This window comes from Anianabacter salinae, from assembly GCF_019061145.1.
Classification (GTDB): domain Bacteria; phylum Pseudomonadota; class Alphaproteobacteria; order Rhodobacterales; family Rhodobacteraceae; genus Anianibacter; species Anianibacter salinarum.
Genome location: NZ_JAHQZS010000003.1, coordinates 183,568 through 207,076, shown reverse-complemented (window position 1 = coordinate 207,076; position 23,509 = coordinate 183,568). Strand labels below are relative to the sequence as shown.

Genomic DNA, 23,509 nt, shown 5'->3' with positions numbered 1-23,509 from the left:
TACACCAGCCATCCGCCTTTCGGCCTAAACCCGCAATCCGGCTGTCCCTGCCCCGTGGCGCTGCGCAAGCAGCCGCCCGGACAGCACTGCGCGCCGCTTGCACTTTCCCCGCATCAGGGCCTGCACGCGGCCCTGTCCGGCACCCGCCTTTGGGCCTGTGGATGAAACGCGCCCGCCCCGGCCGCGTCACCCGGATCGCAATTCCGCGCGGTCCTGCCCTTGATAGTTGACAATGACAACTACCTTGCTGCAAAGATGCATGTAGGGAGAGACATTTCATGCGCACACAGGTCTGTATCATCGGCGGTGGCCCGTCGGGACTGCTTCTCAGCCAACTGCTGCACAAGGCAGGGATCGACACCGTCGTCCTCGAACGCCGCACGCGGGACTATGTGCTCAGCCGCATTCGCGCGGGAGTGCTGGAATGGGGCTCGGTCGAGTTGTTGCGCGACGCCGGGATCGGCCCGCGCATGGACGCCGAGGGCTTTCCCCATACCGGAACATACCTCGCCTTGCAGAACCGCGGCTTCCGCGTCGATTTCCACAAGACCACCGGCAAGCAGGTCATGGTCTACGGCCAGACCGAGGTGACATCGGATCTCTACAAGGCCCGCGACGCGATGGACGGCATCGTGATCCACGAAGCGGAAGGCGTCACGCCCCGCGCGCTGGACAGCACCGCGCCTTACGTGACCTACCACAAGGACGGCACCGAACGCCGCGTCGACTGCGACTTTGTCATCGGCTGCGACGGGTATCACGGCGTCTCGCGCCGTTCGATGCCTGCGAACGTGCTGAAGGAGTACGAACGGGTCTACCCCTTCGGCTGGCTCGGCATCCTGTCGGAAACGCCGCCCGTCGATCACGAGTTGATCTACGCCAACCACAGCCGCGGCTTCGCGCTCTGCTCGATGCGCAACGCCAACCTGTCGCGCTATTACGTGCAGGCCCCGGTCGATGATCCGATCGAGAAATGGACGGATGACGCGTTCTGGGACGAACTCAAACGCCGCATTCCCGAAGAGGCCGCAGATCGCCTCGTCACCGGCCCGTCGATCGAGAAATCGCTCGCTCCCTTGCGGTCCTACGTGGCCGAGCCGATGCGCTGGGGTCGCCTGCTTCTGTGCGGCGATGCCGCCCATATCGTGCCGCCCACCGGCGCCAAGGGCCTGAACCTCGCCATCGGCGACGTGAAATACGCCGCCGATGCGCTCGTCGCGCATTTCCGGCACGGCGACGACAGCGGGCTGGAACAGTATTCGCAAAAGGCGCTGGCCCGGGTCTGGGGCGCGATCCGCTTCTCGTGGTGGTTCACCACGCTGATGCACCGCTTCCCGGAACAATCCGATTTCGACCAGCGCATCCAGGAAACCGAACTGGAACAGCTTGAAGCGTCGGTTGCAGCGCAGACGGTGATGGCCGAGAACTACGTGGGGCTGCCCTACTGATCCGGCCCCGCACACCGGAGGAGACCGCCATGCAGATCGCCGAACTCAAGGACACAAATATCCATTACCGCGAGGACGGCGATCCGTCCGGCGCGCCGGTGGTCTTCGCCAATTCGCTGGGCACGGACCTGCGGCTCTGGGACCAGGTGCTCCCGCTACTGCCCAAGGGCCTGCGGATCATCCGCTACGACAAGCGCGGCCATGGCCTGTCGTCCTGCCCGCCCGCGCCCTACGCGATGGGCGCACTGGTCAGCGATCTGGAACAGCTTCTGGATCACCTGACCGTCAAGGACTGCCTGCTGGTCGGGCTGTCCATCGGCGGCATGATCGCGCAAGGGCTGGCGGTGAAACGCATGGACCTCGTGCGCGCCATGGTGATCTCGAACACCGCCGCCCGGATCGGTACGCCCGAGATGTGGCAACAACGCATCGACGGCGTCCGCGACGGCGGGATCGAGGCACTGGCCGACCCGGTGATGGAGCGGTGGTTCTCCAAATCGTTCCGCCGGACGCCCGCGCTGGAGGCGTGGCGCAACATGCTCACCCGCACCCCCGCCGAGGGCTACATCGGCTGCTCCGCTGCGATCTCGGGCACCGATTTCTACACCACCACTGCCAGCCTGACCCTGCCGACCCTCGCCATCGCCGGCTCCGAGGATGGCTCGACCCCGCCCGATCTCGTGCGCGAGACCGCCGATCTCATCAAGGGCAGCCGCTTTCACCTGATCCGCGGCGCGGGCCATCTGCCTTGCGTCGAGAACCCCGCCGAATATGCGGAAGTGCTGACGAAATTCATCAAGGACACCGGCCATGCCTGATCGCCCCCTCACCGCCCCGGCACCTGCTGCCATCTTTGGTCTCCAAATACCTCCGGGGGTCCGGGGGCAGAGCCCCCGGCCGGTCCGGTGCGCAGCACCGGAAACCGGATCGGAGCGCCGCACATGACCCGTTTCGACGATGGCATGAAGACCCGCCGCCGCGTCCTTGGCGACGCCCACGTCGACCGCGCCGAGGCGAAAAAGACCGCCTTCGACGAGCCGTTCCAGACCCTCATCACGGAATCCGCCTGGGGCTCTGTGTGGTCGCGCGACACGATCAGCCCGCGCGAACGCTCGATGCTGACCATCGCGCTGCTGGCCGCGCTGGGGAACCACGAGGAAGTCGCGATGCACATCCGCGCCACCGCCAACACCGGCGCCAGCAAGGACGACGTGATCGAGGCGCTTCTGCACGTCGCGATCTACGCGGGCGTGCCGCGCGCCAACCACGCGATCAAGATCGCGAAAGAGACCTATGCCGAAATGGAGGGACAGGACTGATGGACCACGGGCCGCTCATCCCGCGCAACCGCGCGGCGCACCCGCCTGCCTATGATGTCGATTACAAGACCGCCGTGCCGCGCAGCCCGCGCTGGCCGCTTCTTTCGATGGAATCGACCATCTCCGAGGAAACCGGCCCGACCTTCGGCCACGGCATCCTGGGCAAGCACGACAACAACCTGATCGTGAACTACACCCAAGGCGAAGGCCTCGCCGTGGGCGAGCGCATCCGCGTTCATGGCCGGGTGCTGGACGAGAATGCGCGCCCCGTGCCGAATACGCTGGTCGAAATCTGGCAGGCCAACGCCGGCGGGCGCTATCGCCACGTCAAGGACAATTACTTTGCGCCGCTCGACCCCAATTTCGGCGGCTGCGGGCGCACGATCACGGACGACAACGGGTTCTACGAGTTCTTGACGATCCGCCCGGGCGCCTATCCCTGGCCGAACCGCGCGAACGACTGGCGGCCGATGCACATCCACTTTTCGATCTTCGGCCACGCCTTCGGCCAGCGGCTCATTTCCCAGATGTATTTCCAGGGCGATCCGCTGATCGACCTGTGCCCCATCGCCGCGACGATCAAGTCGCGCAGCCAGCTCGACCGGCTGGTCGCCCCGCTCGACATGCAGGGATCGCGCCCGATGGATTACCTCGCCTACAAGTTCGACATCGTCCTGCGCGGCAACCGCCAGACGATGTTCGAGAACAAGCTGGAAGGGATGTAAGATGACACAGGAACTGACCACCCTGATGGAAACCCCGTCGCAGACCGGCGGGCCTTACGTCCATATCGGCTGTATCCCGTCCTTCACCGGCATCACCTCGATCTACCCGGTCGATCTTGGCGTCTCACCGATCGAGGACGGCGCGGCGGGCGAGATCGTCACCATCACCGGCGAGGTGATCGACGGCACTGGCTGGGCCTTGCGCGACGCGATGCTGGAAAGCTGGCAGGCGGATGCGGCGGGCCTCTATCCCGGCCAGCCCGGCGCCGATCCCAAGGTGAACGGCTTCTGCCGCTTCGCCGCCGACAAGGAGACCGGCAAGTTCACCCTGCGCACCGTCAAACCGGGCCGCACGCCGATGCGCTATGGCGGCACGCAGGCGCCGCACATCTCGGTCTGGATCGTGGCGCGCGGCATCAACATCGGCCTGTCCACCCGCATCTACTTCGAGGACGAGGACAACGACAGCGACCCGCTGCTGGCACGGATCGAACAACGCCAGCGCGTGTCCACCCTGATCGCCAGGAAAACCGGCGACGGGCAGTACACGTTCAACATCGTGCTGCAAGGCGACGGGGAAACCGTGTTCCTCGACCTGTGATGGCGCGGCTGGTCCTGATCCACGGCGCCTGCCACGGCGCCTTTTGCTGGCGCGACGTCATCGGCCCGCTGCGCGCAGCGGGCCACGATGTCGTTGCCATCGACCTGCCGGGGATGGGCGACGACCTGACACCGACAGATGGCATCGACCTGGACTCCTATGCGCAGGCGGCGCTTGCCGCATGCGCGACGCCCTCGATCCTCGTCGGCCATTCGCTGGGCGGTCTGACGATCACCGAAGCCGCCGCCACGGACGCTGCGCACATACGCGGGATCGTCTACCTCGCCGCCTGGGCGCCGAAGCCCGGCGAAAGCGGCGCGTCCCTGCGCAAGACCCACGGCTGCGAGGCACTTCAGGCAGCAACCGTGATGTCCGAAGACCGCCAGACCTTCACCTTTGCCGAGGACGCGCATGTGCCGGTGTTCTACGCAGACTGCCCGCCCGAAACGGTGGCTTTCGCCCGCAAACACATCCGCCCGCAGCCCGTGAAACCCTCACAGGCCCCGGCCAAACCCCTGCCCGCCGATCTGCCGCGCCATTACATCCGCTGCACCGAAGACCGCGCCATTCCCTATGCCGCTCAGGTCGCCATGACCGATGGCTGGCCCCCGGGCACCGTCCACGACCTGCCCACCTCGCACTCGCCCTTCTTCGCGGCGCCGGATAGGCTGGCCGCACTCCTCGACCGCATCGCGAAAGACATCCCATGACCGATACCCCCTGCATCATCTGCTGCGCCATCACCGGCTCGTTGCCCCGCAAGGAGGACAACCCCGCCGTTCCCGTCACGGTGTCCGAACAGGTCGAATCGATGCACGAGGCGTTCGAGGCGGGCGCGAGCATCTGCCACGCCCATGTCCGCAACGATGACCAGACACCGACTTCGGACCCCGACCGTTTCGCCGCCCTCAAGGAGGGCCTCGAAAAGCACTGCCCCGGCCTGATCATCCAGTTCTCGACCGGCGGGCGGTCGGGTGCCGGGCGCGAACGCGGCGGGATGCTGCCGCTGAGACCGGACATGGCATCGCTCACCGTGGGGTCGAACAACTTCCCCACCCGCGTTTATGAAAACAGCCCCGATCTGGTGGACTGGCTGGCGTCCGAGATGCTCGAATACGGCATCAAGCCCGAGATCGAGGCGTTCGACCTGTCGCACATCCACCAGGCCGCGAAGATGGCCGCCGACGGGCGGCTCAAGGGTCCGCTCTACATCCAGTTCGTCATGGGTGTGAAGAACGCGATGCCCGCCGACAAGCCGACGTTCGATTTCTACATCGAGACGGTGAAACGGCTGGCCCCCGATGCCCAGTGGTGCGCGGCGGGGATTGGCCCGAACCAGATCGTCCTGAACGAATGGTGCGTGTCGATGGGCGGCCATGCGCGGACGGGCCTTGAGGACAACATCCGCCTCGACAAGACCGCGCTCGCGCCGTCGAACGCCGCACTGGTCAAGCGCGTCACCGACCTGTGCGAGAAATACGACCGCGCCGTGGCGACGGCCCAGCAGGCAAGGCAGATCCTCGGGTTGGCAGCCGCCTGATGGCCGCCAGCGTCTTCGACAGCGCGATCTACCGCGACCTGTTCCGCGACGAAGAGACGGCAAGGCTGTTCTCGGACACCGCCGAGGTGCGCGCGATGCTGCTGGTCGAGGGCGCGCTGGCCAAGGCGCAGGGCGCGCACGGGATGATCCCCGAGACAGCGGCCAAGGCGATCCACCGCGCCAGCCTCGAGGCGCAGATCGACCCCGCGGCGCTGGCCGAGGAGACAGGCCGCAGCGCCGTCGTGGTGCCCGCGCTTGTCTCGGCCTTCCGCAAGGAAATCGGCGCGCCCGACCATGCGCAATACGCCCATTGGGGCGCCACGTCGCAGGATATCATGGACACCGGCCTGGTCCTGCGGCTACGGCAGGTGATCGCGCTTTACGAGACGCGGCTGTCCGCGCTGCTGCACGCGCTCGCCGACCAGGCCGAGCAGCATGAAGGCACGCCGATGGCCGCACGCACCTACATGCAGGTCGCCTCCCCCACCTCGTTCGGGGCAGTCGTGGCGCAGTGGGGCCGCCCGCTCCTGCGCCTGCGCGCCCGCCTGCCCGCCGTCCGGGACGCGCTTCTGACGGTCAGCCTGTCGGGCGCCGCCGGAACCCTGTCCGCGATGGGCGAGGATGGCCCGAAGGTCCGCGCCCGTCTGGCCGAGGAACTTGGCCTGTCCGATCCCGGCGCAACCTGGCACACCGAACGTGACCGGCTGACCGGCTTCGCTGCCTGGATGACCGACACCGCCACCGCGCTTGGCAAGATGGGCGAGGACCTGATCCTGCTCACCCAGTCCGGCATTGGAGAGGTCACGCTGGGACAGGGCGGCGGATCCTCGACGATGCCGCAGAAATCGAACCCGATCCAGCCGACGCTCCTGTCGGCGCTGGCGCGGCAGACCGTTGCGCTCAACAGCGCGATGCAGGGCGCCGCGATCCACCGCCAGCAGCGCGACGGCACGGCGTGGTTCACCGAATGGATGACGCTCCCGCAGATGTGCATGGGCCTCGGCACCGCGCTGACGACCGCCACCGACCTTGCCCGAACGCTCACCGCCAACACCGCCCGGATGCGGGCGGGGATCGACGACGGCACCGGCCTCATCCATGCCGAGGCGCTGTCCTTCGCGCTCGCCCGGCACATGCCCCGCCCCGAGGCGCAGGCCGAGGTCAAGGCGCTGTGCCAGCAGGTGCAGACCAGCGGCACGCCGCTGCCCGATCTTGCCGCCGCGCGCTGGCCCGATCAGGACCTGTCCGCGCTGTTCACGCCCGAGGCGAGCCTCGGCACCGCCCCGGCCGATGCGCGCGCCTTCGCCAGGGCGGCCCGCACCCCCTGACATCTTTGGTCCCCAAATACCTCCGGGGGAGTCGCGCGGCACGCGCGGCGGGGGCAGAGCCCCCTGCCCGAGGGGGCGTAGCGTAGCGAAGACCCCGAGACATGTCTCGCGCCCGCAGGGCGCACCTTGATCGCACTGAAGGCCGACACTCGGACTGCTTGCAAGGCCGGGCACACCCCGGCACTGTCCGGCGAAACGAGGGGGAGTCTCGACATCATGCCAAGCACGATCCGCGCCGCCGTCTGCCGCGACTTCGGCGCGCCGCTGACCATCGAGGACATCACCCTCGCCGATCCCGGTCCGAACGAGATCGAGGTCACACTGGCCGCCTGCGCGATCTGTCATTCCGACATCTCGCTGGCCGAAGGCGGATGGGGCGGCTACCTGCCAGCGGTCTACGGGCACGAGGCGGCTGGGCGGATCACGCGGCTGGGCGCGGGCGTGACGGCCTATGCGACAGGCGACACGGTCCTTGTCACCTTCCTGCGCAACTGCGGCACCTGTCCGTCCTGCCACGGCGGTCATCCCGCCACCTGTGAGACCGGTTTTGACCGGCTGTCGCGCTATACGGGCAAGGACGGAACGCCGCTTGAACAGGGGCTGGGGTCGGGTTGCTTTGCCGAAAAGGTGGTCGTGGACACCAGCCAGATCGTGAAGATCCCCGGCACCCTGCCGATGGCATCCGCGTCCACACTGGCTTGCGGCGTCATCACCGGCATCGGCGCGGTGGTGAATACGGCGGGCTTGCGTCCCGGCCAGTCGGCGGTGGTGATCGGCGCGGGCGGGGTCGGCCTCAACGCGATCCAGGGCGCGCGGCTGGCGGGCGCGTCGCACGTCATCGCCGTCGACATGACCGAAGGCAAGCTGGCGATGGCGCACGAGTTCGGCGCGACGGCAGGGGTGCTGGCGACCGGCGAAAAGCCCTGGCGCGACGCGATGGACATCATCGGGCGCGGCGCGGACCATGTCTTTGTCACCGTGGGCGCGATCCAGGCGTATGACACCGCAATGCGCTATCTCGCCAACCACGGCAAGATGACCATGGTGGGCATGCCGCATTCCGGCCAGACCACCAGCTATGAGCCGGTGATCGCGGCCTACACCGGGCAACAGATGCTGGGGTCCAAGATGGGCGACGTCGTGATCCAGCGCGATATTCCGTGGATGGTGGAACTCTATCAGCAGGGCCGGTTGAAGCTGGACGAGCTGGTGTCGGCGACATGGACGCTCGACCAGATCAACGAGGCTATCGCCGACACACGGGCAGGCGGCGCCAAGCGCAACGTCATCGTGTTCGAGTGACCGCATGAAGCTGGCAGACCTCGATATCATCGTTACCGCGCCCCCCGCTCCCGGCTGGGGCGGGCGCTACTGGATCCTCGTCAAACTCACGACCGACACCGGCATCACCGGCTGGGGCGAGGTCTATGCCGCCTCGGTCGGCCCGGATGCCATGCGCTCGGTGATCTCGGACGTGTTCGAGCGGCACATGGCGGGCGAGAACCCCGAGAACATCGAGTTGATGTTTCGCCGCGCCTATTCCGCCGGCTTCACCCAGCGCCCTGACCTGACGGTGATGGGCGCGTTCTCTGGGCTGGAAATCGCCTGCTGGGACATCCTCGGCAAGGACCGCGACCGCCCGGTCTGGGCGCTCTTGGGCGGGCTGATGAACGACCGCATCCGGGCCTATACCTACCTCTACCCCGAGCCGGACGACCCCGACATCGGCGGCTTCTGGAACGATGCCGACCGCACGGCCGAGGCCGCCGCGCGCGCGGTCAAGGATGGCTGGACCGCCGTCAAGATGGACCCCGCAGGCCCCTACACCATCCGCGGCGGGCACATGCCGTCGATGAGCGACATCTCGCGGTCGGTGCGGTTCTGCAGGGCCGTGCGCGCAGCGGTGGGCGACCGCGCAGACATCCTCTTTGGCACCCACGGCCAGTTCACCCCCGCAGGCGCGATCCGCATGGGGCAGGCGCTGGAGCCCTACCTGCCGCTGTGGTTCGAGGAACCGATCCCGCCGGACAATCCGCTGGATTTCGCCCGCGTCGCTGCGGCGGTGCGGATCCCGCTGGCCACCGGCGAACGCGCCACGACCCGCGCCGAATTCGCCACGCTTCTGCGTGCGGGCGGGGTCGAGATCCTGCAACCGGCACTTGGGCGCGCGGGCGGTATCTGGGAGGGCCGCAAGATCGCCGCCGTGGCCGAAGCCTTCGGCGCGCAGGTCGCGCCGCATCTCTATGCCGGACCCGTGGAATGGGCCGCGAACCTGCACCTGTCGGCAGCGATCCCGAACCTCCTGCTGGCCGAGACCATCGCCACGCCGTTCCACGACGCGCTCATCAAGGGCAGCATCCGGGTCGAGGCGGGGCATGTGCGCGCGCCGCAGGGCCCCGGGCTTGGCATCGATGTGGACGAGGCGCTGGCCCGCGCGCATCCCTACACCGGCGATGCCCTGCACCTGTCGATGCAGGAAGCCCCCTGCGACTACGCGCAGGAAAACCGCTTCGAGGGCGGCGCCCCGCCCAAGCCGTAAGACCCAAGGACAATGGCACCGGACACGCGCCGAGTGTCATGGAACTGATACAGTTGCCACATTCACGCCGCATTCTCGCGGTACGTTACTTCAGGGCAAGAGCGCAGAAAACGCCCGCCCTCGCAGGTTTTGGTGAAGTAACGAGTCCTCCCTGACTGGATGGCCGCCGCACTGGCGGTCATTTTTTTGCCGCGCCTGCGGTCAGGCAAACAGCGGGCGGTCAGGCCACCAGTGGCTGGATCAGATCGGCGCCGTGCGCGCGGTTCGAATTCACCTTCGCATCCACCCTGTGAAAGACGAAGCGGTCCTCGGGCGCCGAGCTCATCAGCGTCGCAGCGCCCTTGCCGTCCTCGCCCAGCCACAGGGCATAGTCATCCGGCGCCAGCGTCACGGGCATCCGGTGGTGGATCGCGGACATCGCGTCATTGGCCCCGGTGGTGACGATGGCGCAAGTGACCAGCCGCTCCTCGCCGCGCTCCCACAGCTGCCAGACAGCGGCAAAGGCGATGGGCGCGCCGTCTGCGGGGCGGATGTACCACGGCAGGCGGTTGCCCGCGTCGTCCTTGGTCCATTCGTAAAAGCCGGTGGCGGGCAGGATGCAGCGCCGTTCGCGGCAGGCGGCCCGGAACGCCGGTTTCTCGGCAATGGTCTCGGCCCGCGCGTTGATGAGCAACGGGCCATCCGTGAGCGTCTTGTACCAGTGCGGCAGAAATCCCCAGCGCATCGCGGTCAGGCGCCGCTGAGCGCCGTCGCTGACGACGGCATGCACCCGGTTGGTGGGGCAGATGTTGAAGTTGGGCACCGGCGGCAGGTCGTTCGCGGGCGCAGCGCCGAACAGGCGCGCCATCTCGTCGTCGGGCAGGGTCAGGACAAAGCGGCCGCACATCGGATCAGCCCCTCCGCCGCGCGATCTCGATCCTGACCTCGGTCATCGACATCTCTGTGACGATGCGCTTGCGCTCTGTGCGGTCACCCGTCTCGCGCAATTCCGCGCGCAACCGGGCCAGCTCGCGCGACAGCGACACCAATTCCGGCACCGCCCCATTCTCCTGAAGGATACGGTGCAGCACTGCGTTGTCGGGATCACTCACCTTCGGCAGGGGCTTACCTGCGCCCGGCAGGTTGTCGAAATCGCCGCGCGCCTCGGCCTCGCGGATCTTCGCAGAGATCAGGTCGATCAGGGGATGGTCCATGCGCCGAATATAGGGCGTGGCAGCGCGCAACGGAATGGGCCTTTGCGATGAACGCTGCCACCTTGCGCGGCCAAATCGTTGCAAAGGATTTGTTCCGATTTCCTGTCAGGAAATCGTCCCCCGGCGGCAGGACCGCCGGGGGAAGCTTGTCTTACTTCATGGTGATGCGGCCATCCGTATAGGGCTCATACGGGCCGTTCGCGGCCAGATACTCTGCCGTCACATCGGCCAGGTCGGGGCCGAAGTCGTAGGCGTTCATCGCATCGACGAACATCCGATAGCCGTCGCCGCCGTTGCGGACGTAGTTGTTGGAGACCACGCCATAGGTCGCGGCCGGATCGATCGGCGCGCCGTCGACCATGACATCAGACACGCGGCTGCCCGGCTCTGCCGTAGGATCGAAGGCAAAACTCATGCCCGAGACCTGCGGGAAGCGGCCAGCGCCCTCTTCGACTTGGCTGACACCGTTCTCGAGTGCCTCGACAAGCGACTCACCCGAGACCTGGAAGGTCGACAGCGTGTTCTGGAATGGCAGCACCGTCAGGACCTCGCCCATGGTGACCTCGCCCGCGTCGATGGACGCGCGCAGACCGCCGCTGTTGGCGATGGCGACCTGGATGCCCTGTCCGGCCACGCGTTCCAGCATGGCGTCGGCGACAAGGTTGCCCATCGAGCATTCCATCGCGCGGCACACCTCGCGCCCGCCTTCGATCGGCGCTGCGGTCTCGGCGACGACGCGGTTGCGGATCTCGTCGAGCGGCGCTGCGGCCTCGGCGATGCGCGCCTTGGTGGCTTCGTCCTCGGTCACCGCTGCGTCCATCAGAAGCGGCGCGCCCGAAGCTTCGGTCACGTTGCCGTCGTCGTCGAAGGTCACGTTCAACTCGCCCAGGAACTTGCCGTAAGCGTAGGCCTGAACGATCTGCACGCCGTTCACCGCGGTCGGATAGGACCCGGCCGCACCCTCCATGTCACCCAGAAGCGTGTTCGAGTGGCCGCCGACGATCACGTCGACCCCGGTGGTGTTCTCGGCAACGCGCTGGTCAACGGCAAAGCCCGAGTGCGACAGCACGATGATCTTGTTGACGCCATCGGCGGTCAGCTTGTCGACCTCGCCCTGAACGGCATCGGACGGATCGGTGAAGATCACGTTGGGACCGGGCGAGGCCAGCTCGTCGGTGTCTTGCGGGGTCAGGCCGATCAGGCCGATGCGCTCGCCGCCCTGCTCGATCACGACCGATTTCTGGATTGCACCGGCCAGCAGCGGCTCGCCGCTGACATCGGCGTTCGACATCAGGACGGGGAAGTCGACGGTATCGACGAAGCCGCGCAGAACCTCGGGGCCATCGTCGAATTCGTGGTTGCCCACGGTCATCGCGGTGTAGCCCATCTTGTTCATCATCTCGGCCGCAAGCGCGCCCTTGTAATAGGTGTAGAACAAGGTGCCCTGGAACTGGTCGCCGCCGTCCACGAGGATCCAGTTGTTCGACCGCGCCTTGGCGTCGGTGATGGCGGTGACCAGACGGGCCGAGCCGCCAAAGCACTCGCCAGCCTGGTTATCCTCTTCCGAGCAGCCCGAATCGAAGCCCGAAATCGGCTCGAACCGCGCGTGGAAGTCATTGGTGTGCAGGACGGTCAGCTGGTAGTCGGCCAGCGCCGCGCCAGAGGTCAGCGCAAGCGCTGCCGCCGAGGCGAGAAATCGTGCGAACATGGGGAGCTCCCTGTTGGTTGATGACATCACTCTGACCGCAGCGCGCGGCGCTGTCAAAGCGTCCCGGCGCTTCCGATAGGCCGCCAACGTGACAGCCCCATGAAGCGGCAGCGTCTGCCCGAAAGATGGACGCTTGACCCCCGGGGCGCGGCGGGGCATCCCGGTTTCATGCTGATCTACAAGATATTCCGGGCGGGCGAATGGGCCGCGTTCCAACAGGCCGAGGTCACCGCGGGCGCGCCCATCGACGTGACCGACGGCTTCATCCATTTCTCGACCGCTGCGCAGGCGCCCGAGACGGCCGCGAAACACTTTGCAGGTGAAGACGGGTTGTTCTGCGTCGCGGTCGACACGGGGCGCCTTGGCGATGACCTGAAATGGGAAGTCTCGCGCGGGGGGCAGGAGTTTCCGCATCTCTACCGCGAGCTGACCATGGAAGATGTTGTCTGGGTCGAGCCCATGTCGCTGGAGAACGGGGCTCACGTCTTTCCGGCGGCGATGCTGTGACAGGCGCGCGGGCCTTGGTCGTCCGGGCCCGCCGGTCGTGCGGGGCACCGCAGCGGCGGGCAAATGAGGTCGTTGGATGTCCGTGATCGAGCGTGCGGGCCTGCGCCTGCTGCGGACCGCCGATCCCGAAACCGCGCATGGGCTGGCATTGACCGCGCTGCGGGCCGGGCTGGGCCGGATGCACGGGCCAGTCACCTCGGCCCGTCTTGCCACAACGCTGGCCGGGATACCGTTGCCCAATCCGGTCGGACTTGCCGCGGGCTTCGACAAGAACGCCGTCGCGCTGGCGCCGCTGATGCGCGCGGGCTTCGGGTTTCTCGAGGTCGGCGCCGCGACACCGCGCGCGCAGCCCGGCAACCCCAGGCCGCGCCTGTTCAGGCTGACCGAGGACCGCGCCGCAATCAACCGCTTCGGGTTCAACAATGAAGGGGCGGCGGCAATCACCGCGCGCCTTGCCTCGCGCCCGGTGGGCATTCCCGTCGGCCTGAACCTTGGCGCGAACAAGGACAGCGACGACCGTGCCGCCGATTTCGCATCAGTGCTGGCGACGGCGGGGCCACACATCGACTTTGCGACCGTCAACGTCTCGTCCCCCAACACCGAACGCCTGCGCGACCTGCAAGGGGCCGCCGCCCTGCGCGCGCTGCTGGCGGGCGTGATGGAGGCGCGGGCCGCGCTGCTGCGCCCGGTGCCCGTGTTCCTCAAGATCGCGCCGGACCTGACGGACGAGGAGATCGCCGACATCGCCTCGGTCGCGGTGCGCGCGGGCGTCGATGCGATCATCGCCACCAACACCACCCTGTCCCGCGACGGGCTGAAGGGTCGGCATGCGTCCGAAAAGGGCGGCTTGTCGGGAACACCGCTGTTCCAGCGCTCGACCCGGGTGCTGGCGCGGCTGCACTGGGAAACCGGCGGCGCGGTGCCGCTGGTCGGGGTCGGCGGTGTCGGTTCGGCGCGGGACGCTTATGCCAAGCTGCGCGCGGGCGCGTCGGCGGTGCAGCTTTACACCGCGATGGTCTATGACGGATTGTCGCTGGCGGCGCGCATCGCAGAGGGGCTTGACGGCTTGATCAAGGACAGCGGTTTCGCCACAGTCGCGGATGTGGTGGGCACTGGGAGGGACGCCTGGCTATGACGACACCGACGGTGATCTGGCACAATCCGCGCTGTTCGAAATCGCGCGAGACGCTGAAACTGCTGGAGGATCAGGGCGTTGCCCCGGTCGTCCGGCTGTATCTGTCCGAGCCGCCACAGGCTGACGAGATCCGCAAGGCGCTGGACAAGCTGGGTCTGCGCCCGATTGAGCTGATGCGCCGCAAGGACGCGGCCTTCAAGGATCAGGGCTTGAGCGACACGATGGAGGACGAGTTGCTGATCGCCGCCATGGCAGCCAGCCCCGAGTTGATCGAACGCCCCATCGTGTTCCACAACGGGGCCGCAGCCCTTGGCCGTCCACCTCAATCCGTGGCGGGCCTGTTCGAATGAACGGCGCGGACTTGCACGGGGTCATCCCGTATCTGCCGACCCCGCTGACGGCGGGCGGCGACGTGGATTCCGACATGCTTGCCAGGCTCACCGATCACCTGATCGCGCAGGGCGTCCACGGCGTGACGCCGCTGGGATCGACCGGAGAATTCGCCTATCTCGATTCCGCGCAGCGTGAAGCGGTGGTGTCCTGTGTGGTCGAAGCGGCGGCGGGCCGGGTGCCGGTGATCGCGGGCGTCGCGTCGACCAACACCCACGATGCCGTCCGCCAGGCGCGGCGCTGGGAAACGCTGGGCGCAGACGGATTGCTGGCGGTGATGGAAGCGTATTTTCCCGTGCCTGACGCGGGCGTGGTCGATTACTTCACTGCCATCGCCGATGCCACGTCGCTGCCCGTGACGCTGTACACCAATCCCAATTTCCAGCGATCCGACCTGTCGATCGACGCGATAGACCGGCTGGCCGACCATCCGCGCATCGTCCACATCAAGGACGCCTCGACCAACACCGGGCGCCTTCTGACGATCCTGAACCGCTGCGGCGACCGGATCGGCGTGTTCGCCGCCTCGTCGCACATCACCACCGCCGTGATGTTGATCGGCGGTCAGGGCTGGATGGCCGGGCCGTCCTGCCTGATCCCCCGGCAAAGCGTGCGGCTGTACGATCTGTGCCGCGCGGGCGAGTGGGACAGCGCTATGGAATTGCAACGCGATGTCTGGGCGGTGAATCAGGCCTTCGCCCGCTTCAACCTTGCGGGGGCGGTCAAGGCCGGGCTCAAGCTGCAGGGCTTCGACTGCGGCAACCCCGCGCCGCCGCAGCAGCCCCTGACGGAAGCCGATGTCTCGGTGATCCGCGCCGCGCTTGAAGGGTGCGGCGCGCTGTGACCCCCTTCGCGCAGGAGCGACGCCGATGACCCAGCCGCGCTACACCGCCCTTGCAGGCACCCTGCCCGCCTCGGTTCCCTTCGTCGGCCCCGAGGCGCAGGAACGCGCGCGGGGCCGCCGCTTTGCCGCGCGCATCGGCGCAAATGAAAGCGTCTTCGGCCCCTCGCCCCGCGCCATCGCCGCGATGGAGACGGCGGCGCGCGAGGTGTGGATGTACGGCGATCCCGAAAGCCACGACCTGCGCCACGCGCTTGCCGAGCACCACGGCGTGACCCCGGCGAACATCATCGTCGGCGAGGGCATCGACGGGCTTCTGGGGTATCTCGTGCGGCTGGTGACGGAACCGGGCGACGCCATCGTGACCTCTGCGGGCGCCTATCCGACGTTCAATTACCACGTCACCGGCTTTGGCGGCGTGCTGCACATGGCCCCCTACCGCGATGACCGTGAAGACCCGGAGGCGCTGGCAGAACTGGCGCATCAGACCGGCGCAAAGCTGGTTTATCTCGCCAACCCCGACAACCCGATGGGCACCTTCCACGACGCTGCGGCCATCACCGACCTGCTGGACGCGCTGCCGGAGGGCACGCTTCTGATCCTCGACGAGGCCTATGTCGATTTCGCACCGCCGCAAGCAGTGCCGGTGCTCGCGCCGGACGATCCCCGCGTGATCCGGATGCGCACGTTCTCCAAGGCATACGGCATGGCTGGCGCGCGCGTCGGCTATGGCATCGGCGCGCCGGACCTGATCCGCAGCTTCGACAAGATCCGCAACCATTTCGGCATGGGACGGATCGCGCAGGACGGGGCGCTGGCCGCCTTGGCAGACCAGCAGTATCTGGCCGAGGTGATCGCAAACGTTGCCGAGGCGCGGGACCGGGTCGCCGCCATCGCCGCCGAAAGCGGGCTGACCTGCGTGCCGTCGGCGACCAACTTTGTCGCGGTCGACTGCGGCAGCGACGGCGCCTTTGCAAAGCGCGTGCTGGACGGCCTGATCGCCCGTGACGTCTTTGTGCGGATGCCGTTTGCCGCCCCGCAGAACCGCTGCATCCGGGTGACGGCAGGCCGCCCAGCCGATCTTGATGCCCTTGCCGAGGCGCTGCCCGGCGCGCTGGCGGACGCACGCGGCTGACTCGCTACCAGTATCGAACTTCACGCGCAGGTGACTTGCTTTCAGGGGCAGTTCCGGGGGTTCCTGACCGCACCTCAATCACGGATCAGGCCCTTGCAGATGACGCACAGATACCTTGCTGCCTTCACCCTCGTTCTGGCTGCCGCGCTGCCCCTTGGCGCGACCGGTGAAACCTCGGGCGGATCACATGCCGGGCATGACATGTCCGCCATGGCAAGCGATGTGCCGCTGGCCGAAGAATGGGCCGAGATCAACGACAAGATGCACACCGGCATGGCGATCGAGCTTTCGGGCGATGCGGATGCCGACTTCGTTCGCGGCATGATCCCGCACCACGAGGGCGCGGTCGACATGGCACGCCTCGTGCTGGACCACGGGTCCGATCCTGAGGTCCGCAATCTGGCCGAAGCCGTGATCGAGGCGCAGGAGGCTGAAATCGCATGGATGCGCGCATGGCTTGCTGAGCGCGGATACTGACCGAAGCCGCCCACACGGACAATTTTCTAGCCTGAGCGCGAATCGGTGCTAGCCTTTCCCCAGAGGTAAGCTGCCGAGGCCTCCGGATGAAGCGATACGATCTTCACGAACGCCCGCCCCTGCCCGGCACCGGCCGGGTCGAGGATTATACCACTGCGTTCCTGTGGTCCTTTGGCGCGTTGGTGTTCATCGCGCTGTTCACGATCTGGGCGGCCTTCGGGTTTCCGCTTGCGCTGGCGGCGGGCTATTTGGCCGACATCGGAATGCGCCGTTTTATCGGGCCGGACGACACCGCCTGAGGTCCCGCGCAGACCGCCGCCGCCGCGTCGAGGGCGCCGCGCCCGTGCGGGATGCCAAGCGCCTTGAGCCCTGCGTCGATCGACGCCAGCGCCCCCAGCACCATGTGGGCGTTCACATGCCCCATGTGCGCGATGCGGAAGAACCCGTGCCAGGCCGGATCGCCCGGTTCCGCCATCCCCAGCCCGATGCCCAGCGTCACGCCCGTGTTGGCGGTCAGCCAGTCGCGCAAGGCCGATCCGTGCGGCGCGCCGATCCGCACCGCCGTGACCGCATGGCTGCGCAGGGCAGCGCCGGCGATGTTCATCTCGACCGGGCCGTCCTGCCCCCAGGCCTCCAGCGCGGCCCAGACCGCGCGGGCAAGGGTGGCGTGGCGGTCCCAGACCTGATCGAGCCCTTCCTCGGCGATCATGTCCAGCGCCTCGCGCAAGGCAAAGATGTGGTGCGTCGGCGCGGTCCCTGCGAAATACTGGTAGAACTCGGACGGATTGGCGCGCGGCAGCCAGTCCCAGTAGAACGACACGCGGTCCACCTCAGCGCGGGCGGCGGCGGCCTTGTCGTTGAAGAAGACAAAGCCCAGCCCCGGCGGCGTCATCAGGCCCTTCTGGCTGGCGGCGACCATGATGTCGACGCCCCAGGCGTCCATCTCGAACCGGTCGCAGCCAAGGCAGGCGATGCAGTCCACCATCAGAAGCGCCGGGTGCCCGGTCTCGTCCAGCACGCGGCGCACGCCTTCGACGTCGTTCTTCACGGACGATGCGGTGTCGACCTGCACCAGCATCACGCTGTGGTAGCGGTGCCCGGTGTCGGCGCGCAGCACCTCGGCCAGATGGTCCAGATCGACCGGCGCGCGCTTGCCGAAATCGACGATCTCGGTCTCGATCCCCATCGACCGCGCGACCGTGCCCCAACCAAGCGCAAAGCGCCCCGTGGCCAGCACCAGAGCGGTGTCGCCAGGGCGGTGCGTGTTGGCCAGCGCCGCCTCCCACGCGCCGTGACCGTTGGCGATGTAGATCGCCACCTGCCCCTTGGTGCGCGCCACCGCCTTCAGGTCAGGGACCAGCCCCGCGACAATCTCGTGCAGCTCTCCGGTGTAGATGTTCGGCGCGGCGCGGTGCATCGCGTTCAGCACGCGGTCAGGCATCACCGAGGGGCCGGGGATGGCAAGGTAGGGACGGCCATTGGCAAGGGACATGGGGCGAACTCCGACGCGGGACCGGATGACAAAAGCGCGGCGGCGCGGCGGCGTCAATCGCGATCCCTTTCGCACAGCGTCCCGGCGCCTATATTCGAGAGGAACACGCACAAGGGGGCATCATGCCAGGCGAACGGGACGACGCGCGGACCATCCTTCGGATCAGCGGGGCCGAGCGGGTCGAGTTTCTTCAGAACCTCGTCACCAACAACCTTGGCGGGCTGTCCGGCGGGGCGGTCTATGCGGCCCTTCTGACGCCGCAGGGCAAGTACCTGGCCGACTTCTTCCTTGTCGAGCAGGGCGACGCGATCCTTCTGGACGTGCACAGCGATCTGGCGCCGGGCCTCGCGCAGCGGATGTCGATGTACAAGCTGCGCGCCGATGTCAGCATCGAGGACAGCGGATTGCGCGTGCTGCGCGGCATCGGCGATGCACCCAGGGGTGCGGTGGCCGATCCGCGTCATCCCGCGATGGGCTGGCGGCTTTATGGCGACGAGGGCGGCGCAGAACCGGCGACCGACTGGGACGCGATCCGCGTCGCGCATTGCATCCCCGAGACCGGCACCGAATTGATCCCGAACGAGACCTTCATCCTTGAGGCAGGGTTCGACCGGCTGAACGGCGTCGACTTCCGCAAGGGCTGCTATGTCGGGCAGGAGGTCACGGCGCGGATGCGTCACAAGACCGAGTTGCGCAAGGGATTCCGCACCGTCTCGATTGACGGCGAGGTGCCCCTCGGCACCGAGATCCTGTCGGACGGCAAGGCGGCGGGCACCGTTCATACGCAGTCGGGCGGCCGCGCGATCGCCTACCTGCGGTTTGACCGGATCGGCCCGGCGATGCGGGCCGCCGATGCAGCGGTTCAGGCCGAAGACACCGTCTGACAGAGCATATCGGGCAAGAGGCGCGCGCCGCATCGGAAACTGTCCGCCGATTGGCGACGGCACTGTTGAAACTGTTGCGCAAAACGCCCACTTCGGGGCGACAGAGGGTCTTCAAACCGCCCGGATCGACCGCGATAGAGGCACAGGACGACGTGAAAATTTCCCCGCAGCGGGAACATTTTCATTTGTGGCGAAATCTTGACAAAAGGTTGATCGGTCAGGGGCCGGACCTATATTTCGTCGGGACGGGGTACTGATTCCGACAAGATACGGATGCCTTGGTGACACAGCCATGATCTGTGTGCATAGGTGGCATTCCGAAGGAACAATACCGAATCGCGCGTTAGCGGTCATAGTGGCCGCCACGCCTGAAAGACAAGAGCAATAATCGAAGGACGACGACATGGTCGATTTCGTTGACGGTAACGCATTCAATTGGGAACAGGGCCAGCGTGCGCGCAAGCTGTTTGCCGCCGTGGTTCTCGCAGCCCTGGACGATGCGATTGCCGACGACAAGAAGTACGGGAACGGACCCGAGCAGATCGCCCGCTGGGCGCGGTCTCGTGACGGTCGTGAAGTGCTGTCCTGTGCAGGCATCGACCCCAACGAACGCGTTGTGAAGGGTCTGATGGAGTTCGTCTCCAAGGGCGTGCGCACGTCCGTCGCGCTGTCGCGCGAGGAAAGCGAGCGTCGCCAGGTTGCACTGCAGGCCGAAGCCGCCTGATCCCGGCTCTGCCGTACCGAATTTGCGCGCCCCTTCGTGGGCGCGCTTTTTCGTTTCGCGCGCTGGGAGCGGTCAGAAGATGAACCGCCAGATGTTCGCCGAAGCCGCCTCGGCCAGCGCCATCAAGGCGACTGCGCCGCGCATCGCCGCGCTCTTGAACCGCCACAGCATCCAGCCGCACAGCGCCAGAGACACGGCAAGTTCCAGCGGGCCGATGATGCCGCCGTAGCGGCTGCTGTCCCAATAGCTGACGGGGCTGACGAACACCCAGTCCGTCAACGGCCAGAATTGCCGCCGCGCGTCCTCGTTGTGCAGCAGGAAATCGAACACCAGGTGCAGAAGTCCCGCCCCGGCAAAGGCGATCAGCACCGGCCAGCGCCGCCACAGCGCCGCGCCAAGCAACGCGCCCCACAGCACAAAGCTGTTGTCGATGGCAAAGATCCCCTGCCACAGGTCGGAATAATACATCTCGCGGAACACCACCTCGGCGGGGATGTTCATCACCAGCATTGACCAGCCGACAAGCAGGTAAAGCGACAGGTCCGGCAAAAGCGCGCCCGCTGCGGCGGCGGCGATGACTCGCGGCTGGCCGGGCGTGCCGAAAGCGGCGACGCCGAAGATCAGGTGCGCAGGCGTGTTCATAGGCTCTTTCCCCTGCCCGGCTCTCGGGCTACCGCTGACAACTAGCGCAAAGGGGGACACATGGCGAAGGCGATCATGATCCAGGGCGCCGGGTCGAACGTCGGAAAGTCGCTGATCGTGGCGGGGCTGGCGCGGGCGCTGGTGCTGCGCGGCCATTCCGTCGCCCCGTTCAAGCCGCAGAACATGTCGAACAACGCCGCCGTGACGGTGGATGGCGGCGAGATCGGCCGCGCGCAGGCGTTGCAGGCCCGCGCGGCGCGGCGCGAACCGGTCACCGACATGAACCCCGTCCTGCTCAAGCCCGAGACCGACATCGGCGCGCAGGTGATCGTGCAGGGCCGCCGCGTCGGCACCATGAAGGCGCGCGAATACGGCAGTCGCAAGGCCGAGCTGATGCCGCAGGTTCTGGACAGCTTTCGCCGCCTTGCCGCCACAGCCGACATCGTGCTGGTCGAGGGCGCGGGCAGCCCGGCCGAGATCAACCTGCGCGCAGGCGACATCGCCAACATGGGCTTTGCCGAGGCGGCGGGCGTGCCGGTGATCCTGGTCGGAGACATCGACCGGGGCGGCGTGATCGCGCAGCTTGTCGGCACCCATGCGGTGCTGCCTGCACAAGACCGGGACCGCATCGCAGGCTTTGCGGTGAACAAGTTCCGGGGCGACGTGTCCCTGTTCGACGAGGGCGTGCGCGAGATCGCAGCGCGCACCGGTTGGCAGGCGATGGGTGTTCTGCCGTGGTTCGACGAAGCTTGGCGGCTACCGGCGGAAGACATCCTCGACCTGCGCGGGCGGCCTGGCGGCGCGCTGAAGATCGCGGTGCCGCGCCTTGGCCGGATCGCCAATTTCGACGATCTGGACCCGCTGTCAGCGGAACCCGGCGTCACCGTCGACATCGTCGAGCCGGGGCTTGCCCTGCCTGGCGATGCGGCGCTGGTGCTGATCCCCGGCTCCAAGTCCACCATCGCCGATCTGGCCGCGTTCCGCGCGAACGGCTGGGACATCGACCTTGCCGCCCATGTGCGGCGCGGCGGGCATGTGCTTGGCATCTGCGGCGGCTATCAGATGCTCGGACGCGAGGTGGCGGACCCCGAAGGGCTTGAAGGCGCGCCGGGACGACACGACGGGCTGGGGCTGTTGGATGTCACGACGGTGATGCGCCCCGAAAAGCGGCTGGCGCTGTCGCATGGGGTTCATCCCGCGTCCGGGGCCACCGTGGAAGGCTACGAGATCCATCTTGGCAGCACCGAAGGCCCAGATTGTGCGCGCGCCTGGCTGACCATCGGCGATCGTCCAGAGGGCGCGGCCAGTGCGGACGGACGGGTGCGCGGCTGCTACCTGCACGGGCTGTTCGCGTCGGACGGGTTCCGGGCCGACATGCTGCAGGAACTCGGCGCATCGTCGGGGATCGCCTATGGCGACACGGTAGAGGTGACGCTCGACGCGCTGGCCCGCCACATTGAGACGTATTTCGACGTGGACGCGCTGGTGCGGTTGGCCTTGCCCGTCAGGGTCTAGTCAGGCCCTAATCGAGGCTGCGCATCGACAGCGCGCGCTGCACTTCACGGCGCACAAGGCGCTTGACGTTGCGGGTGATGCGCTCGCCCAGAACGCCCTGCAATTCCTCGCGCACGATCTCGGCAACCAGCAGGTGCAGCGCCTCTTCATCCAGCGGCAGGTCTTCGGCCATCTCATAGGATGTGGGCCCCGCGTCCTTGCCGCGCGCCGCAAGCGGCCCTGAGGCAGCAGTCGCCGGTTCGTCCGTATCGTCGGCGTCGCCGGGGTCTTGCTCTGCGGTATCCTGCGAGAGTGGCGTGTCGTCGTCCTGCCCATCAGCCCCGGCGGATGCAGGTTCAGGCAGATCGGCTTGCGGGTCTTCCTCTGCCGCCTCGCCGTCGTCCAGCCAGCTGTCCACGTCGAAACCGACGCGCTCCGCGGTCTCGTGCGCGTCCTCTTGCGGGTCGGCCGCACCCTCGCCGCTGCCGCCCCACAAGCTGTCGGCAAGGCGGTCCACGTCAAAGGCGTTGCCCTCGAACCTTGCCTCGCCGCGCTCGTCGCCGTCACCAGAGGGGATATCCGCCAGCGCTTCGGCCAGGCTGTCCGAAAGCGACTCGGTCGCGGGATCGTCCGCCGCGACTTCGCTGCCGTCGGGCTCCCAGTCGCCCGCGGTGCGGCTGATCGCGGCCTCAAGCTCGGCGATCCGCTCTTCCAGAGTGAGGGCGCGGCGCGGCGCGGCGGCCTCGACCGGGGCGTCGTCTTGCGGCTGCGGCGCATAGAGTTCCGCCACGGCGTCGCTTTCGGCTGCGTCTTCTTCGGACTGTTCGGCAAGGGATTGCAGATCGGCGGCCTCGACGTGGGCGTCGGCGTCAGCGGCCTTGTCGGTATCGTCGTCGCGCAGCGAGGCGATCAGCGCCTCGGTCTCGTCGTCCGCGTCGTCCGCCGCCGGTTCTGCGGCTTGCGGCGCCGAACCCGTATCATCATCGGTGTCCAGCCGCGACCAGAACGCCGCCTCGACCGGGTCGGCATCGGAATCATGTGCCTTGGCATCCCCGGCGCCAAGCGCGTCCAGGAGCGCCTCGTCCTCGGCGTCGCCCTGCGGCGCGTCCGGGTCATCGAGGGCCGCATCGCCAAAGTCCGCCTCCTCGGGTGCCTGGTCGTGAAGGATGTTCGACCGCTCGGGCGCAGGCACCCGCAACGCATCGGTGAGAACCAGCTTCTCGACCGAACGCTGGCGCGGGCGCTGCCGCTCGTACGTCGAGGGATCCTCGGACACCAGACGCCTGATGGAGGATAGGACGTCTTCTATTTCAGCGTTTGTGACTGGGTCAGACATGAAGGATTCCGTGCGGGACTGCGACAAGACTACTCGCGCTGCCGCGACCAT

At 67.3% G+C, this 23,509-nt stretch carries 26 protein-coding genes; 20 read left to right on the top strand and 6 right to left on the bottom strand.

Annotated features, from left to right (window positions below; all coding sequences use genetic code 11):
• Positions 1–278: 278 nt before the first annotated feature.
• The 10 genes from pobA (at position 279) to KTJ87_RS09925 (ending at position 9,500) form a co-directional block, all read left to right on the top strand.
• Positions 279–1,448, top strand: a complete 1,170-nt coding sequence (gene pobA, locus KTJ87_RS09970; RefSeq protein WP_267138971.1) for a 4-hydroxybenzoate 3-monooxygenase — start codon at positions 279–281, stop codon at positions 1,446–1,448.
• 29 nt (positions 1,449–1,477) lie between these two features.
• Positions 1,478–2,266 (top strand): 3-oxoadipate enol-lactonase, encoded by a 789-nt coding sequence (gene pcaD / locus KTJ87_RS09965; RefSeq protein WP_267138970.1) that lies wholly within the window; start codon positions 1,478–1,480, stop codon positions 2,264–2,266.
• A gap of 123 nt (positions 2,267–2,389) precedes the next feature.
• Positions 2,390–2,767, top strand: coding sequence for a 4-carboxymuconolactone decarboxylase (gene pcaC, locus KTJ87_RS09960; RefSeq protein WP_267138969.1), 378 nt, complete (start codon positions 2,390–2,392; stop codon positions 2,765–2,767).
• Positions 2,767–3,492, top strand: coding sequence for a protocatechuate 3,4-dioxygenase subunit beta (pcaH, locus tag KTJ87_RS09955; protein WP_267138968.1), 726 nt, complete (start codon positions 2,767–2,769; stop codon positions 3,490–3,492). Before pcaC ends, pcaH begins: the two co-directional genes overlap by 1 nt.
• A gap of 1 nt (position 3,493) precedes the next feature.
• A complete protein-coding gene (gene pcaG, locus KTJ87_RS09950; RefSeq protein WP_267138967.1) occupies positions 3,494–4,093 on the top strand; it encodes a protocatechuate 3,4-dioxygenase subunit alpha in 600 nt (199 codons plus the stop codon).
• The gene (locus tag KTJ87_RS09945) at positions 4,093–4,803 is read left to right on the top strand and encodes an alpha/beta fold hydrolase (RefSeq protein WP_267138966.1); all 711 of its coding nucleotides are present in this window, start codon (positions 4,093–4,095) and stop codon (positions 4,801–4,803) included. Before pcaG ends, KTJ87_RS09945 begins: the two co-directional genes overlap by 1 nt.
• Positions 4,800–5,633 (top strand): BKACE family enzyme, encoded by an 834-nt coding sequence (locus KTJ87_RS09940; protein WP_267138965.1) that lies wholly within the window; start codon positions 4,800–4,802, stop codon positions 5,631–5,633. The genes KTJ87_RS09945 and KTJ87_RS09940 overlap by 4 nt, the downstream gene beginning before the upstream one ends.
• Positions 5,633–6,961, top strand: coding sequence for a class-II fumarase/aspartase family protein (locus KTJ87_RS09935; RefSeq protein WP_267138964.1), 1,329 nt, complete (start codon positions 5,633–5,635; stop codon positions 6,959–6,961). Before KTJ87_RS09940 ends, KTJ87_RS09935 begins: the two co-directional genes overlap by 1 nt.
• Positions 6,962–7,177: 216 nt before the next feature.
• The gene (locus KTJ87_RS09930; protein WP_267138963.1) at positions 7,178–8,263 is read left to right on the top strand and encodes a Zn-dependent alcohol dehydrogenase; all 1,086 of its coding nucleotides are present in this window, start codon (positions 7,178–7,180) and stop codon (positions 8,261–8,263) included.
• A 4-nt stretch (positions 8,264–8,267) separates the two neighbouring features.
• The gene (locus KTJ87_RS09925) at positions 8,268–9,500 is read left to right on the top strand and encodes a mandelate racemase/muconate lactonizing enzyme family protein (RefSeq protein ID WP_267138962.1); all 1,233 of its coding nucleotides are present in this window, start codon (positions 8,268–8,270) and stop codon (positions 9,498–9,500) included.
• A gap of 220 nt (positions 9,501–9,720) precedes the next feature.
• Here the strand turns inward: KTJ87_RS09925 and KTJ87_RS09920 are convergent, their stop codons facing one another.
• The 3 genes from KTJ87_RS09920 to KTJ87_RS09910 form a co-directional block, all read right to left on the bottom strand.
• Positions 9,721–10,386: an SOS response-associated peptidase gene (locus KTJ87_RS09920; protein ID WP_267138961.1), complete on the bottom strand. Its 666-nt coding sequence runs from the start codon at positions 10,384–10,386 to the stop codon at positions 9,721–9,723.
• Between the two features lie 4 nt (positions 10,387–10,390).
• The gene (locus KTJ87_RS09915; RefSeq protein WP_267138960.1) at positions 10,391–10,693 is read right to left on the bottom strand and encodes a DnaJ family domain-containing protein; all 303 of its coding nucleotides are present in this window, start codon (positions 10,691–10,693) and stop codon (positions 10,391–10,393) included.
• 151 nt (positions 10,694–10,844) lie between these two features.
• Complete coding sequence (locus KTJ87_RS09910) at positions 10,845–12,401, bottom strand: bifunctional metallophosphatase/5'-nucleotidase (RefSeq protein ID WP_267138959.1); 1,557 nt, start codon at positions 12,399–12,401, stop codon at positions 10,845–10,847.
• Positions 12,402–12,569: 168 nt separating this feature from the next.
• Between KTJ87_RS09910 and KTJ87_RS09905 the strand changes: the two genes are divergently transcribed.
• The 7 genes from KTJ87_RS09905 (at position 12,570) to KTJ87_RS09875 (ending at position 17,185) form a co-directional block, all read left to right on the top strand.
• On the top strand, positions 12,570–12,908 hold the full coding sequence (locus KTJ87_RS09905; protein ID WP_267139253.1) for a DUF952 domain-containing protein: 339 nt from the start codon (positions 12,570–12,572) through the stop codon (positions 12,906–12,908).
• A gap of 76 nt (positions 12,909–12,984) precedes the next feature.
• Complete coding sequence (locus KTJ87_RS09900; RefSeq protein ID WP_267138958.1) at positions 12,985–14,043, top strand: quinone-dependent dihydroorotate dehydrogenase; 1,059 nt, start codon at positions 12,985–12,987, stop codon at positions 14,041–14,043.
• Positions 14,040–14,393 carry an arsenate reductase (glutaredoxin) gene (gene arsC / locus KTJ87_RS09895; protein ID WP_267138957.1) on the top strand — a complete coding sequence of 118 codons (354 nt, stop codon included), beginning with the start codon at positions 14,040–14,042 and terminating at the stop codon, positions 14,391–14,393. Before KTJ87_RS09900 ends, arsC begins: the two co-directional genes overlap by 4 nt.
• Positions 14,390–15,277 (top strand): dihydrodipicolinate synthase family protein, encoded by an 888-nt coding sequence (locus KTJ87_RS09890; protein WP_267138956.1) that lies wholly within the window; start codon positions 14,390–14,392, stop codon positions 15,275–15,277. The genes arsC and KTJ87_RS09890 overlap by 4 nt, the downstream gene beginning before the upstream one ends.
• 25 nt (positions 15,278–15,302) lie before the next feature.
• Positions 15,303–16,409 carry a pyridoxal phosphate-dependent aminotransferase gene (locus tag KTJ87_RS09885; RefSeq protein ID WP_267138955.1) on the top strand — a complete coding sequence of 369 codons (1,107 nt, stop codon included), beginning with the start codon at positions 15,303–15,305 and terminating at the stop codon, positions 16,407–16,409.
• 99 nt (positions 16,410–16,508) lie between these two features.
• On the top strand, positions 16,509–16,886 hold the full coding sequence (gene copM / locus KTJ87_RS09880) for a CopM family metallochaperone (protein WP_267138954.1): 378 nt from the start codon (positions 16,509–16,511) through the stop codon (positions 16,884–16,886).
• An 86-nt stretch (positions 16,887–16,972) separates the two neighbouring features.
• On the top strand, positions 16,973–17,185 hold the full coding sequence (locus KTJ87_RS09875) for a hypothetical protein (protein WP_267138953.1): 213 nt from the start codon (positions 16,973–16,975) through the stop codon (positions 17,183–17,185).
• Here the strand turns inward: KTJ87_RS09875 and KTJ87_RS09870 are convergent.
• Positions 17,131–18,378 (bottom strand): pyridoxal-phosphate-dependent aminotransferase family protein, encoded by a 1,248-nt coding sequence (locus tag KTJ87_RS09870; RefSeq protein ID WP_267138952.1) that lies wholly within the window; start codon positions 18,376–18,378, stop codon positions 17,131–17,133. The two genes, KTJ87_RS09875 and KTJ87_RS09870, sit on opposite strands and share 55 nt — an antisense overlap.
• 122 nt (positions 18,379–18,500) lie before the next feature.
• Between KTJ87_RS09870 and ygfZ the strand changes: the two genes are divergently transcribed.
• Positions 18,501–19,262: a CAF17-like 4Fe-4S cluster assembly/insertion protein YgfZ gene (gene ygfZ / locus KTJ87_RS09865; protein ID WP_267138951.1), complete on the top strand. Its 762-nt coding sequence runs from the start codon at positions 18,501–18,503 to the stop codon at positions 19,260–19,262.
• Between the two features lie 403 nt (positions 19,263–19,665).
• Positions 19,666–19,986, top strand: coding sequence for a DUF6280 family protein (locus tag KTJ87_RS09860; RefSeq protein ID WP_267138950.1), 321 nt, complete (start codon positions 19,666–19,668; stop codon positions 19,984–19,986).
• A gap of 72 nt (positions 19,987–20,058) precedes the next feature.
• On the opposite strand, the gene KTJ87_RS09855 is transcribed toward KTJ87_RS09860, so the two are convergent.
• Positions 20,059–20,628 carry a cobalamin biosynthesis protein CobQ gene (locus KTJ87_RS09855; protein ID WP_267138949.1) on the bottom strand — a complete coding sequence of 190 codons (570 nt, stop codon included), beginning with the start codon at positions 20,626–20,628 and terminating at the stop codon, positions 20,059–20,061.
• A 60-nt stretch (positions 20,629–20,688) separates the two neighbouring features.
• Between KTJ87_RS09855 and KTJ87_RS09850 the strand changes: the two genes are divergently transcribed.
• Positions 20,689–22,143 (top strand): cobyric acid synthase, encoded by a 1,455-nt coding sequence (locus KTJ87_RS09850; protein ID WP_267138948.1) that lies wholly within the window; start codon positions 20,689–20,691, stop codon positions 22,141–22,143.
• A gap of 7 nt (positions 22,144–22,150) precedes the next feature.
• Here the strand turns inward: KTJ87_RS09850 and KTJ87_RS09845 are convergent, their stop codons facing one another.
• The gene (locus KTJ87_RS09845; RefSeq protein WP_407650484.1) at positions 22,151–23,458 is read right to left on the bottom strand and encodes a hypothetical protein; all 1,308 of its coding nucleotides are present in this window, start codon (positions 23,456–23,458) and stop codon (positions 22,151–22,153) included.
• Positions 23,459–23,509: the final 51 nt, after the last annotated feature.